This window comes from Sphingobacterium olei (genome assembly GCF_005048855.1).
Taxonomy (GTDB): Bacteria; Bacteroidota; Bacteroidia; order Sphingobacteriales; family Sphingobacteriaceae; genus Sphingobacterium; species Sphingobacterium olei.
The window spans coordinates 250395-265276 of the sequence record NZ_SUME01000005.1 but is presented as its reverse complement, the minus strand read 5'-3'; the positions used below and the strand labels follow the sequence as shown (position 1 = coordinate 265276).

The following is a 14882-nucleotide window of genomic DNA, read 5'->3' as shown; positions in this document are numbered from 1 at the left end:
TTTTCTTGTACAAAGCTGTTAAAATATATTATTATTGTATCATAGATGATACATACATGCAATCGTGTTTCATGTGTCGCACCAATTTGAATCTGTAAAAAAAATTCAAACATACAGATAATTAAACAGAAATAATAGAGGACAGACCGTTTCTTGCAGAGTAACTGAAGTTTTCTTAGTAGTAGTTATAGACCTTATACGATCAATTTTTAGAGAATCGTGACATAGCTTGTCTATGGGAATGCAACCGGTTCTTTTGATAAACAACCAATATATAATAAACTGAACTAATAAAAATTAAGAAGCAATACTACAACCAATATTTACATATAAAACAATTCCTAATAATTATATAAAACAGCTTAGATTATGAAAAGACTGCTCCTTATTACATTAACACTATGGGTGTCCATTGCCTCCTTTGCCCAAGACAGGCAAATTACAGGCTCGGTCGTGGAAAAAGGCACTGGACTTGCCCTCCAGGGTGTTTCAATTCTCCTTCGCGGCACCCAGATAGCTACGACAACAGACGGCAAAGGACAATTTGCCCTACGCATTCGCGATACAGGGATGGTTGAATTGGAATTTAAAAACATTGGTTTCGTCACACAAATCGTTCCCGTAGAGGGCAACGAGCCATTGACGATTGAGCTGGTCAATGAAGAAGCCGGACTTGACGAAGTTGTCGTAATAGGTTATGGTGCTGCAACATCCATAAAAGACCTCACCGGTTCAGTGGCTTCCGTCTCTGGCAAAACGTTGGCTCGCGTACCCGTATCTTCAGCTGCTGAGGCCTTACAAGGGAAGGCAGCCGGTGTGCAGGTCACGATGGCAGATGGTGCTCCCGGTGCAGAGATCAATATCCGGATCCGCGGCGGTACATCAGTAACCCAAAGCAATGCCCCGCTTTTTATTGTGGATGGCTTTCCGGTGAGTAATATCAACGACATTCCCCCTACTGATATCCTCAGTATAGACATCCTCAAAGACGCTTCGTTAACAGCCATTTATGGTGCGAGGGGTGGAAATGGAGTCGTCGTTGTTACCACCAAACGTGCACAGGCCGGCAAGATAAGTCTTAATTTCAACCACAATACACAGGTGAGGAGCCTCGCCCGCAAAATAGAGGTGATGTCTCCCTATGAATTCGTAAAAATCCAATACGAATCAGTTGTCGGGAACAATACCAACCGTCAGAAGTTTCGCGGAAACTTTGGCAACCCAGCTGATTTTAGTTTGTACAAACGATTCGAAGGTAACGACTGGCAGGATGAAATTTTAGGTGGAAATCCGATCAGTCAGATGTACAACCTCACCCTTAGCGGCGGAACACAATCACTTAAATTCAACACCAGCATTACCCATCACGACGAAGAAGGTGTACTTATCAAAACTGGCGTGATGCGTACCAACGTCAACACCAAATTGAATGCCGACCTGGCCAAGAATGTAAAGCTATTGATCAATCCACGCTTTACTTACCGTCAGGACAGAGGACCAGGTGCAGACAAGGTTGGCGGCGGCGGTCTGATCAATGTATTGCGCTACCGTCCGACCAATGGTCTCCGGGAATTCTCCTTTCTTCCTGCTGAAGACATCGATCCCGAAGACGAGCGGTTTTTCGCTTATACTAATCCCAAAGGAGACATTGATCAGAACTACCGTCGGGAAAACCGATACGAGTTTACCAACCAGGCCTCCGTCGAATGGGCCATTATACCCCAACTGACATTCCGCACCTTAGGCTCACAGTTTATGGGCTTCCGATTTTCCGATCTTTTCTTTGGAGACCTTACCTCTGAGGCCAGGAATAACAATGGTCTCCCTGTCGTCCAATTGGGAACCGTTCGACAAAATCGGTACGGATGGACAAATACGTTGCAGTATGCGGCATCAAAGGGCAAGCACAACTATTCCGTATTAGCCGGACAGGAAATTCAAACCTCGACCGAATATTCAACGGCCCAAGGCTCGCGTTACTTCCCAAAAGCGATCGAGGCAGAGCGAGCCATCCGGAACCTTGGATTAGGCACGCCATGGGGAGCGACCTCGTTTATGACTTCTCCTGAACGACTATCCTCCTACTTTGGTCAAGCCAATTATAATTTCGACCGTAAATACCTGCTTTCACTCACCTACCGCGCCGACGGTTCGACCAAGTTCGCTCCGGGCAACCAGTGGGGGTATTTTCCCGCCATTTCTGGGGGCTGGGTCATTTCGAACGAAGAGTTCATGGCCAATCAGGACGTCTTCACGCAGCTTAAACTGCGTGCAGCAATCGGTAAATCCGGAAACAACCGCATCACCGACGACATGTGGCGATACCAGTATGGCATTAACACCGGTGGAGGCCCAGGATGGGGAGAGTTGAACGACATCGGTTTTGAATACTACGGAAACACGGGCGGCAGTACACTGCCAAATCCCGATATCCGATGGGAAACGACACTGACCCGAAATCTAGCGTTCGACATCGAAACCTGGCAAGGGCGACTAACGATTACTCCAGAAGCCTATTGGAACACAACCACCGATTTGCTTTATTTGAGCAATATTCCGACAACAACAGGCTATACGCGCCAAATGCAAAATATCGGACAGGTCACCAACCGCGGATTTGATCTGACCATCAATGCTCAAATTATTAAGCGGGACAATGCCTATTTCAATACCACGTTTACTTTTGGATCAACGAAGACACGCGTCGACAAGCTAAATGGGGCTGAAGATGTGCTTTGGATGACGTCTGACCGCTGGAAATCGTCAGACTTTGATTATATGTTAAAAGTCGGTGATCAGCTGGGCCTTATCTATGGCTACCAATACGATGGTATTTATCGGTTCGATGAATTCGATTTACAAGGTCTCAATTGGGTGGCCAAACCCGGTACCGTAAACAACGATGCACTGTTCGGTACGCAGCCGGGCCGTCCTAAATTCAAAAACCATGTCGACGAAGAAGGGGAAGAGAATGTGGTCAATGACCGGGATAAAGTGGTCATCGGAAATACCAATCCGAAATTCAGTGGCGGATTTAACCTGGTCGGCGGCTGGCGCAACTTCGATATGTCCGCTAACTTCTTCTTCATGTACGGATTTGACGTGAATAACGCGACCCGCTACACCCTGTCGTCTTTCGAAAGCAACGCCAACAATTACTTCAATATCCTGCCCGAATTTAACGAAAACGCACGCTGGCGCTACGCGGATGACGTCTATGGCGACCGTATGGTAAGCAATGCACTCTATACCACCCAATACCAGGAGGTCAATGCCGATGCGACGATATTTAACCCGGTAGATATTGGAAAGAAAGTGACCCACTCCTACTTTATCGAAGATGGATCTTTCCTACGTCTACAAGACGTTACACTAGGGTATACGCTACCTAAAAGTACGCTCTCGCGTCTCAAGCTAGGCACTGTTCGGGTCTTTGTAAGTGGTTATAACTTATTCTTATGGACCAACTACAGGGGTTACGATCCAGAAGTCGATGTTCAGACCGGCCTGACACCTGGTGTAGACTACAACCGTTATCCACGCAGTCGAAATTTTTTAGCCGGATTAAATATTACGTTCTAATTTTAATATTCACCTATTGCAGTATAAAATTGATATACCATGAGGAAACCTATTTTAATATTCAGCGTCCTAATCCTACTCTTTACCTCCTGTAAGAAAGGCTTTTTGGATGTTAGCTCCGATTCCAAATACGAAGCGGACTATGTCTTTGGAAACAAAGAGGAAATCAACCGGGTATTAACCGCTGTATATGCTTCGTTAATGAGCAATGACACGTATGGCAATGCCTATTTCAATACCTTCGCCCTGAACAGCGATGTAGAATTTTCGACGTTCTCGTCCGAATTACCCAACGTTAATGGCGAAGAATTTAGAGCCTTTGACGGTGCCCAACATGGGCCTTCCGTCCAGCGGTTCTGGAACAAGCAATACGAAGGTATCGAACGCGCCAATATCTTCATTGAAGGCATACAGAATAGCCCGGCCTTTAATAAAAACGACAAGGATTTAACGCAGATGCTTGGCGAGGCCAAGGTACTGCGCGCCATGTTTTATCACGATCTGGTGGTGATGTTTGGCGATATCCCGTTCAATACCCAGCCGAGTATGAATCTTAAATCCGCTTTCGTGATCCCAATTAGGGACCGCAACGAGATCCTCAGTTTTTTGATCGAAGACCTAAGAGGTGTAGCTTCCGGCATGAAATACGCACACCAGACTTCGGAAGGCGAGTCCGGCACAGAGTTCGGTATAGAAAGGGTTTCGAAAGCATTTTGCTATGGCATGATCGCCCGTATGGCTTTAACACGAGGTGGCTACGCACTCTATCCAGAGGGTACCATTGGTGCGATGAAGCGTATGGCCGATTATAAAGATTACTATCGCATTGCCATGCAGTATGCCGATTCTGTAATTTCGTCTGGCATGCATAATCTGGGAAAATCCTATCGCAATGTCTTTATCGATCAGACCAATAATATCGTAACCAATAATGACGATCCGATGTTTGAGATCCCTTTCCTACGGAATGGCAGCAGTAACTTAGGTTTTGTAACCGGCGGCGCCGTGGGATCGACCGAAGGGGTGACCAACCACGTCTGGGGCGGCGTCAACGGCGGCATGCGGCTGAATGCCTTCTACGCATACTCCTTCGACCGCAAGGACATCCGAAAAGATTATACCGTCGGCTATTGGAACTATGACGCTGCTGGACAACCGCAGGTACTCACCGACTATACTTTATACAACAACAAATGGTCAAAACTATGGGCCGATGCGGGAAGAGCGTTAGGCAATCAGAGCGCAGGTAATACCGGCATTAACCTTCCGTATATGCGTTATGCAGACGTTCTGTTGATGTTTGCTGAAGCCGTTAATGAAGTAGAAGACGGTTTAAACGGCTCCAATGGCGCCAAAGCACTTGATGCGTTCAAACAAGTACGCAGACGTGCCTTTATCGTTGATGACCATGATGAGAAAGTCGAGAGCTATACCAATACGGTCGCTGCCTCGAAGGAGTCGTTTTTCAACGCCATTGTGCAGGAGCGCAAATGGGAATTTGGCGGCGAAAACATGCGGTGGAAAGACCTGGTTCGTTGGAACCTATACGCCAAAGTCGTATACGACAGTTTCAAAGAATACCTTATTGTGGCGTCTATGGGCGGCGGCGACTTTATGGAAGGATCTGAGGACTATCAGACGCTTCCGTTTAACAAGTTTTTTAGGCGGATTCCAAACCCTGGAGACAAAAACATTTATCCGAATACGGCATTGCCTATCATCGAATTTTATAATCCTTGGGAAGCTACGTTGCATCCCGGGACTGGTTGGGAGACAGCGACGCAATATGTCTGGTACAATGAAGACACATCGATGCCACGGGCACAGATCCTATATTCGTTCCGAGGCTATATTAAAGGCGGGCCGGGCGGAAACTGGGAATCGCTGAACCGCAACAACCTGCCACCTGTACGTTATATCTTGCCTTTCCCAAATCAAGCTATTCAGCTCAGCAATGGCGCATACAAGAATCAATATGGTTATTAGTAAACTCTAAAAAAGAACAACGATGAAGACTCATATTTTTACATGGAGCATAGCTTTAGCGAGCGTACTGACCCTATTCCTCCATAGCTGTCAAAAAAATCTTCTATCTCTTACCGACGAAGAAGAAAACAGGTCATTTATGGCCGTATTCCGTCAGCAAGCCAATACAGGCAAATCTGGCGACCCCCTAGCCAGCCAGGTCGTCAATACCAACGATATGTACCTGGTGTGGAACGGCATCAATGGCGCTGCGGGCTATCGCCTTAAAATGAAGGTGCAATCCGGTTCCTGGGATATTCCGACCGATATCCTTTGGGATACTATCGTCGGACCAGACGTATTGAAACTCACCAAGATCGATTTACAATACTCCACCAAACATAATTTTGCCATACAAACTCTTTCACCTAAGGGTGAGGCCTATCACTCGAAATGGTACGGGCTTGGCGACGGTGCGCACAACGATGATCGTGCGGAGTGGGACATGGGCGAAAGAACAGGGATTCCCGATGTGGTATCCGTCTCCAACGTGACCGAAACCAGCATGCGTGTGTGGTTTGACCTAAAGGTTTACAACCCAGATCCCGCTGTGCTAAATCCGAGTTTTCAACATGAGAACGATCAGTTTTTACTGGATGAAATCTTAGTACAGCCTGCTTCGGTAAACAGGGAATTGGAATCAAAATCCGTAAAGCTTACGCCCACAGACCTGACAAACGGTTATGTGGATATTGGCGGATTAAGCTCCAATGCACTTTATGTAGTCAATGGGCTTAACAATAAGGTTGGCCGTTACTGGGACAGGTTGTATAATACCAGCATGGTACGGATGCGCGGGCAGGTCGGTGAACCTATTCTTATTCCGCATATCGTGGATAATGAAAACACCTGGGCACAGCAAAACAATGCTTCCCGTCTAGACACAATACTAAATAACTTCCTATTCGATAATACACTTGCTGAGGGTACCATATATATGCTCGAAGCAGGCAAAAAATACTACTTGGGCAGTAATGTTGTATTGGCGAAAGGATTAACCTTACGCTCCACCCTTCCCGGCACGAAGCCTATTGTTTATATGGGATTGGGGTATAATGAAACCAACAATGGATCGCTGGCGTATAACTTTCAGCTGGGGCGTCCGGCGCAGGCCGGCGAGATCGGCAGTATCACTGTCGGCGATGTGATTTTTGACGACATTAGCTTCGAGCTGCCGCTAGCAGTTAACTTCTTCAACCAATCCTTACATCCGGGCAAAGCCATCACCGGCAATTACTTTATCAACCAGCACTCCGCTTCGATGCCATTTACATGCTCCAGATTAGAAACGCGCAACTGTAATTTTCAAGGCATGGTACGAAGCTGGTTTAGAACGCAAGGTACAAACCGTCAGGTTATCGAAAATATCATTGTCGATAATTGTCTATTTCACGATGCCGGTATGTATGATACGAATGGACGGGGTTACCCATTGATTACAGGTGCCGCCGCGTCTGTATCAACTAATATTTTCAATAATGTGGTCATCAAAAACAATTCATTTATCGGCATCAGCTGGGATCAATTGGTTCGTGAGACCGCTAACTTAGCTTGGGCACCCAGTGTGGTCTGGAACGTAACGATCGAAAATAACACCTTTCTAAATGCGTTTTCGGTATCTAACGGCCGATTCCTGATCCAGCATCAAAATCCTCCAGCGAACAGTAGCTATACAGTTAAGAAAAATCTCTTTATATCGGTTAAAGCTGCAAACGATGATCGGCAGTTTTTCCAAAGTGGCATGGACTTCCGCACCTATCGTTCGGGTTTAAAGTTTGACGTAGCGGATAACTATGCAACAGCATCCAAGTCGGCAAACGGCACTGTTACTTATTACAGCTCTGCGGAAATCATGAACAACCAACCATTCAGCCATAACAGTAGAGGAGCTGGAGCAAACGGCGGATCCTTGAATGTAGGCGGGTTAGAAGCCACTCGCGTGATCACCGGCCCTACCCCAATTGCGCCGGAAAACCTGATGGTCGATCCGTACCCAAGGGGCCGAAAAGTAGGCGCCAATTGGGAGACGAATGCACACATTTACAATATAAATGGTCTACGTTATAAAAATACCCCGGAAGTGCAGAACCATCCGATCTACACCAAGGGCATCGGCGATCCGCGCTGGAGGTAAAACCCCAATAAAAAAACGGGCAATCAATTTGGTTGCCCGTTTTTTGTTATTATTATTATTATTATTATTATTATTATTATTATTATTATTAAAGCATGCGCACCGTTACGCCAATGCTCACGTTAGCGTTGTTCGCTAATTATGTAACAATCGATAACATAAAAAAGATAAGATGAGCGTGGCAACGCATTTGATCAGGCGAATTGTAGTATGTAATCTAGCTTGTCACGAAACCTTCCTCTACTACTGCAATAATCTCGTCAAGATCAAACGGCTTAGCCACAAAAATATCTGCACCTGCTTCAGTCGCAACTTCCCGACCATCCCTGCTAGCCGACATGCAGACAATATATGTATCTCTTAATTCCTCGTCACCCCGAAGTTTTTTGATTAAAAGATCCCCAGACACAACAGGCATCCACAGATCAACAACTATCACCGCTGGTTTCATGCGCTTGATGACATCATATGCTCTTACGCTATCATTCTCGACCACCACATCTACTTCTGCCAGTTCGAATACTATTGTCAACATATCTGTAATACCGGCATCATCATCACAAATAAAAACACTTTTGTTCATCATAACGTTTTAAGTAGTGGGTAAAATAAAACTAAATATGGCCCCTTTTCCGACTTCACTGTCGACCCACAGCGTACCGCCGTGCTGCAATACAATCTGTTCACTTATGTACAATCCTATACCAAGTCCAGAAAATTTTTTCTGTATACTGTCAGCACGATAAAAGCGATCAAATACTTTCTTCTGATCTGTAATATCTATACCGAAACCATAGTCCTTCACTGAAAATTTAAGATGGTCTTTCAGCGCGGCGAGATAAACTTCTACACGGTCTTTCCCAGGAGAATATTTGATCGCATTGGAGATCAGATTACCAACTACTTGACTTAAATGACCCTCATCGCCAACAAACCACGAATCAGTTTGTCCATTAACGATAATTTTATGTGTGTCACTGTTGATCTGCAGATGATCCACCGTGTCGCGCACCATCTTGTCAAAATCAAATCTATCACGGTGAATATCTAGCTTTCCCGACTGAATTTTTGTGACATCGAGTAGCTCCGCTATCAACTTATTTAAACGCTCCACCTGTGTATCCGACTTTTCGACAATGGCCGATAAATTAGCATTATCTTTCGGCATATACCGTTTTATGAGTTGGATATATCCCTTTAATGCCGTTAGCGGAGTCTTAAGCTCGTGACTGGCAATCGATAAGAAATCATCTTTCCGCTTTTCAATCTTCCTGCGATCGGTAATATCTTCAATGGCCAATAATATCCGATCCTTAAATTCACCTTCCAATTCTACGCGATGGGCATTCAGCAGCATGATCTTTTTTCCGATGTGGGGGAAATCATGTTCCACCTCAAAATCAAGTACAGGGTTATTTGAGGGAAGTATTTCTTCCAACAATTTTCTTAAATCGTCAATGTCCCATTGGCGATTTCCAAGTTCGTAGAGCGTCTTACCGGCAGTCTCTGTGCGGGTCACTTTAAAAGTCTGCAAAAACGCTTCATTCACGGAAAGTACTTTCAGCTCTGTGTCTAAAACGACTAAGCTCTCCCGTATTGTTTCCACAATACTGTTCATGTACTCTTCATTCAACCGCAGATGTTCCGTCCTTTCCGCTATCTTGCGCTCGACCGATTCCTTTTCGAACAACAATTCCTCTTCAACCTTTTTCCTTACCGTTATGTTGTTCTGCACGCCAATAAAGTGCGTCACCTCTCCCTCGGCGTTAAGTATAGGCGATATAAACAGTTCATTCCAAAACAGTTCGTTCGCTTTTGTATAGTTACGGATCTGGATCGTGATGCCTTGACCAGCATTGATCGCTTCACGGATCTTCTCCCGGGCAACTTGGTTGCGATCTTGCCCCTGCAGGAACCGACAGTTGTGTCCAATTATATCTTTAGATTGATAGCCCGTCATTTCCTCGAATGATTTATTGTAATAAATAATAGGGTTATCGGGAAGACGGTGGTCAGTAATAATAATACCAGTCGAGCTTGCGTCAAGTGCCGCATAGATCAACTCAGTCATTTCCGGGTCATCAAGATATTTACTATTTAGCATAGAATTTCCAGTATATTAGTTTTTTTAGATTAACCAACTCTAAGACTATTTTGTTTTTTTTTGTACGCTTTTATAAAGCATTGGGAAAGTTTCAGCTGAGAACAGTGTTGGATTACCGCGCCATACTGAAGTTAAATTTGTACTTAGGCTAGCAGAAAAATTGGACTGCGGCGTTATTTCGTAGCATCTCCTCTAGTTGGGATATCGCTGAAACTCTCATTCATCCACTTCAAGCTATTATAGCTTTTTAGAAATTTAAGGTACAATTCAATAATTTTTTCGTTTGCTTCGATCACCTTATTTTCCCTACTGTTAATCAGGAAAAGAGAACTTTCGCCATTGGCATATTTTGTTTCCTCCGCCGTCAGAAGCTTTTCGTAGTTGCTGGCATTTCGCTTAGCCATATCTATCTGTCCGGCATAATTTATCACTTCATTTCTGTATCTGTTCATTTTAGTTACCAATTCCTGCCTTTTGAAATTGAAATCCATTGTATTTTGGCCGATCTTCAATTTTGCCGCGTTATAATCGGCCCTTGCCTGTCTTAAGAAAACGGGTATTTCTAGTTTTACGCCGTATTGGTAATTGTTATCAAAAAACGGAAAGAAGTTATGGGCGTAGCCATCCTTCTTAAAAAAATTATAGGTGAAATCCACCTTAGGCAATAGACTCTGCAGTTTCAGTCTTCGGTCACTATCCAATATGTTTCCCTTCTCATCGTAGTAGCGCAATGCAGCGTGACGGTTAAGCGATTGGGCATCTAATCTGGCAAGCAATTCCTGATAACTATGGTGAGCCATATTATCATCCAGCTCCTCGGAAGGTATTATCCATTGGGTCACATCGTAAGGCTCTCGGTTCTCTCGCCACATGAATAAGGAGAGTTCTTGGGTAGCGTTCAGATATTGGAAGTAAGCATCTCGCTCCTGAAGCTCAAAACGCTGTAGCTGCGCACGTGCTTCGGTCGTATCTATCGCGGCCTGCTCACCATAAGACAACGTTTTAACTACCAAATCCATACGTCTTCTATTAATACGCACAGCCTCCCTTTGAATTCGATAGCCCTCATACTGCTTTACCCATTCCCAGTAGCTGTTTTCCGCATCCAATAGTAGTTCATTTGTCAGTAAAGTCTGTTCCGCTTCAGTCATACGTCTAGCGATATGCGCCTGTTCCAACAGAGCCCTCCGTTTGTCATACAGCAGATTTTTTGCCAGCGGCACAGTCAACCCCACTTGATATAAGCCTCCCCGCGTATCGCTATTATTCAACTTTTCACCATCCAGGTAGCTATAACTTCCATTTACCGTTACGCCATACCAAGTCGGAATATTTAAGCCAACACCTTGTTGCTGATAATAATCTATACCGTCTATTGTTTTAGCGCCGCTTTTCCCATCCAGCACCGGATCAAAATTACCCCGTTCATATCGAACATTTTCGTCTGCAATTCGATTCTGCAAACGGTACTTAAAGGCCATCGGATGGTAACTTTTAACGATCGCCAAAAACTCATCATGTGATAAGCGCAATGTATCCTGCCCATAGCAAAGATGAGAACAGCACCACATCAGCACAAGAAGCAGGTATTTATTTCTTTCCATCCGTTGTTGCTGATTTTTGATTATCTACTATGTAATAATCAGGAGGAAATCCATTGATATTCCGCCATAGCTCATACCAAATCGGCACATCGTTAAGAATAGCAATCCCCTGTACACCCGCGCCCATCTTAATTTGCGGGGGCCAGGGCTTTTGGCCCCTATCTTCTGCGAGCAAAGCTCTAAAGAGACCATTCGCACCGATGTTGCTCTCTACCGCGATGACCTTTGCCGCAAACGTGCCGTAGCTGGTATTGGGCCATCCTGAAAACACGATAGCCGGAAAACCATCAAATACACACATCACGCGCTGCCCTTCCTTAAGCAAAGGCAGGTCTACCGGCCTGACATGGATTTCCACGGCGTAATCGACCTGATTGGGTACGATGGTCCCAATACTTTCCGCATCTTTCAGTATTTCGCCAATACCTGCCTTACTGAGCTGCACCACCTGTCCGCTCTGTGACGCCAGTACAGCATACAGTCCCTGCCTGGCCCGGTAATTTGCAACCTGGTTCTCCAGCTTGGCAATATCGCCCATGCTGCCTTCGATCAGTCCCATACTTTGCAGACGATCACCCTCGGTCTTACTGAGCTTTTCCGCATAATCCTGGATGGTCGAGTTTTGTTCTATTTCTACCGCAACAATCTCCTGTCGTGTCTGCGCCACTTTATTGTCTATTACGGTCTTTTTGGCTAAGGCATTTTGGTAAGCAACACTTCGCTGCTGAAATTGCGTAAGAGATACCAATCCCTCGTCATACATTTTTTTCTGACGGTTAAACTGATCTTCACTTAACGCTAGTTCATTGGTTGTAGCCAAGAGTTCAGCCTCCTCCGCCGCTAGCTTGCTATTCAACTGGCTTATTTTCACCTTCAGTTGCGAGAGCTTTAATTCTCGAGCAGCACCTAAGGCCTTGAGCTGACTATCTGTGGTACCCACCTTTGCTTCATAATAATTACGCACCCCCTGTTTAGCACGTACCTGTTGCTCCGTCCGTTCAACCAGAAGCGGATCCATATAGTCTTCTTTCACCTCAGACAGTTGTAATATCGTATCTCCTTTATTGACGTAGTCTCCATTCTTTACATGCCATTTAATAATCTTCCCCGGTATAGGTGAGTTAAGCTGCTGCGGCCGTTGGTCCTGATAAAGAGTGGTCACATTACCTTTAACTTTTATATTCTGGGTCCAGGGAAGGAAAAGTGCAGCAATGCACAGCAATATTACCACGACAAACCACCTTTTTACGTTGGATTTCCGGTGAACATGGTATATTTTATCAAATGATTCCAGTTTCATGTTTTGCGAAGTCTTTACTTAGTTTCGATCGTACGGTTACGAAGATAGAGATGCTTATCTGCCAGTTCAATAACTTCTTTCTCTTGGGATACAACGATGATGGTCGTATACTGTTTTATTTTATTAAGGTATTGCATCAACTTTGATCTAAACACCTCATCCATCCCATCAAAAGGATCTTCCAACAACAGCAGTCTATTGTTACCCAAGAGCGCACGCAGTAATAGAATGATCTTTCTAGAGCTAAATGATATTTCCGTATCCGTCTCGCTCAGTAAGGTAAAGAAGCCATTGCTAAATTGATCGGACAGTTGGTCTATACCAATTTCCTCGGCCAGCGCCAATATATCTTCGGTGCTGATATCTGCTCTACCCAGCACGATATTCTCGTGCAGCGTACCCTTAATGATGGTCATATCATCCATATAAAGCCCTATCCGGTTACGCATCGCAATCTTGTCGATGTTTTTCATCGGAATTTTATCAATCAATATGGATCCCGTTGTAGGCGGATAAAATCCTGCCAGCATATTTAACAGTAAGGTTTTACCTGCGCCCAGCTTGCCAGAAACCGCCGTCAACGTATTCGCCTCCACTTGAAAATCAAGCTGTTTAAAAATTGGCGCGCGATCGCCGAAAGTCAGACTCACATCTTTAAACATAACCTCCATTCCACCTGTATGGTTCTCAAGCGCAATCTCTCCATTATCCTCCTCGAGAAGGCCGGTAACTTTATTCAGCTTAACGATAGAGGCGATCATATTGTAGTAATGTTCCAGGCTTCGGATCAGCTTCCCAACTGCGGCCATTATCGTCAGTACCACGATTTCCGTCGCCACGAATGCGCCAATATTCAACTTCTGATTGACCATTAAATATGTCCCTATAGCCAGCATGACCAAGGTGATAATGACGTTAAAACCAATGATTGCCTTATACTGAAACAATAACACTTTAAAATGCGTAGTTCGGTTATCTAAATATTGCACCACACGTTTATCCGTACCGGCGAGGTGAATATCTGTTTTAGAAGTAATTTTAAATGTTTTTATGTCACCGGCAATATCTTCGATCCAAGAGGCAACTTCATATTTTCTATTACTTTCCTCCACGCTCGAGCGGATACCCGAATCCATCGTGAAATAAAAGATAGCGACGACAATGATGACAACCACCGCGCCGAAAACCAAGAACCAAGGATGGTAAAAAGACAAGAGTAAGATCCCGAAAAAAATCTGTATCAGTGCCGTAGGTATTTCAAGTAGTATTTTGGAAATACCTTTTTCGAGATTCAATATATCAAAAAAGCGGTTCACCAACTCAGGCAGATAATATTTCTTTGCTGCCGGCAGATCGATTTTAGGCAGCTTCCTGGCGAAGGCCAAGGAATATTCCACAAAAATCTTCTGTTGAATTTTTTCAATAATCTGCATCACTTTAACGCGGAAGAGTCCGGTTAAGAAGGTACCTAAAACCACAAAGCTAATCAGCAAATACAAAGACGTCACCATCGTAGCCCCCATCACGAAACTGACGATTGCCTGTATACCCAGTGGAATACTTAATTGGACAAGACCGCTAAGAATAGCGTAAATATATATGGCTGCTACATCCTTTTTTTCTTTTGTGATCTGTTTGAACCACATTCTTCTGCTCATCGCATAATCTTGTTCCTGTGCCATTATTATTCATTTTTTTAGCATAGACTTCGATTTCCAACTATTACGGTGCATTACGACATCACGAAGCATACGATCGCTTTAAATCAACCTTAAAGCCATTATTAATCAAGTTTTCGCAAATATATTAAATCAGACCAAAAGATGGTAACAGCAGATAAAATAGTTATCAAAAGTATTGCAAACTTTGCAAGACAAGGAAACACTTCTTTTATAGACAACATAGGTTGAAATCGTATCCGAACCCGAAACAGGTGATTTTCTCGTTAATGACATTCACGTAGAAGTGGGCGGTAAAAACAAGACTTCAAAACAGGTACGGGATACAAACACTTATCTCATAGCAGCAGACGATATAGAGACAGGCTTCGGTACAAAGGTGCCGCTATGGTTGTTCGTATTTTTGTATTAATATTCCTGGATATGGGCTGCACATGCACGAGATTCCAACACA

8 protein-coding genes are annotated in these 14882 nt (G+C 44.4%); 3 read left to right on the top strand and 5 right to left on the bottom strand.

Going from position 1 to position 14882, the window contains the following annotated elements:
* Nucleotides 1-369: 369 nt before the first annotated feature.
* Genes FAZ15_RS13605 through FAZ15_RS13595 form a run of 3 tightly spaced genes read left to right on the top strand, consistent with a single transcriptional unit; the run spans nucleotide 370 to nucleotide 7741 of the window.
* The gene (locus tag FAZ15_RS13605; protein WP_136901863.1) at nucleotides 370-3582 is read left to right on the top strand and encodes a SusC/RagA family TonB-linked outer membrane protein; all 3213 of its coding nucleotides are present in this window, start codon (nucleotides 370-372) and stop codon (nucleotides 3580-3582) included.
* Between the two features lie 39 nt (nucleotides 3583-3621).
* Nucleotides 3622-5568: a RagB/SusD family nutrient uptake outer membrane protein gene (locus FAZ15_RS13600; protein WP_136901862.1), complete on the top strand. Its 1947-nt coding sequence runs from the start codon at nucleotides 3622-3624 to the stop codon at nucleotides 5566-5568.
* Nucleotides 5569-5590: 22 nt separating this feature from the next.
* Nucleotides 5591-7741, top strand: a complete 2151-nt coding sequence (locus FAZ15_RS13595; protein ID WP_136901861.1) for a hypothetical protein — start codon at nucleotides 5591-5593, stop codon at nucleotides 7739-7741.
* Nucleotides 7742-7958: 217 nt separating this feature from the next.
* Here the strand turns inward: FAZ15_RS13595 and FAZ15_RS13590 are convergent, their stop codons facing one another.
* The 5 genes from FAZ15_RS13590 to FAZ15_RS13570 all read right to left on the bottom strand — a co-directional run bounded on the left by FAZ15_RS13590 (nucleotide 7959) and on the right by FAZ15_RS13570 (nucleotide 14431).
* Nucleotides 7959-8327, bottom strand: coding sequence for a response regulator (locus FAZ15_RS13590; protein WP_136901860.1), 369 nt, complete (start codon nucleotides 8325-8327; stop codon nucleotides 7959-7961).
* A 6-nt stretch (nucleotides 8328-8333) separates the two neighbouring features.
* Nucleotides 8334-9845 carry a PAS domain-containing protein gene (locus tag FAZ15_RS13585; protein ID WP_136901859.1) on the bottom strand — a complete coding sequence of 504 codons (1512 nt, stop codon included), beginning with the start codon at nucleotides 9843-9845 and terminating at the stop codon, nucleotides 8334-8336.
* A 173-nt stretch (nucleotides 9846-10018) separates the two neighbouring features.
* The gene (locus FAZ15_RS13580) at nucleotides 10019-11449 is read right to left on the bottom strand and encodes a TolC family protein (RefSeq protein WP_136901858.1); all 1431 of its coding nucleotides are present in this window, start codon (nucleotides 11447-11449) and stop codon (nucleotides 10019-10021) included.
* Complete coding sequence (locus FAZ15_RS13575) at nucleotides 11436-12749, bottom strand: HlyD family secretion protein (protein ID WP_136901857.1); 1314 nt, start codon at nucleotides 12747-12749, stop codon at nucleotides 11436-11438. Before FAZ15_RS13575 ends, FAZ15_RS13580 begins: the two co-directional genes overlap by 14 nt.
* A 14-nt stretch (nucleotides 12750-12763) precedes the next feature.
* Entirely contained in the window at nucleotides 12764-14431 is a 1668-nt protein-coding gene (locus FAZ15_RS13570; protein ID WP_202912396.1) for an ATP-binding cassette domain-containing protein, read from the bottom strand.
* Nucleotides 14432-14882 lie beyond the last annotated feature (451 nt).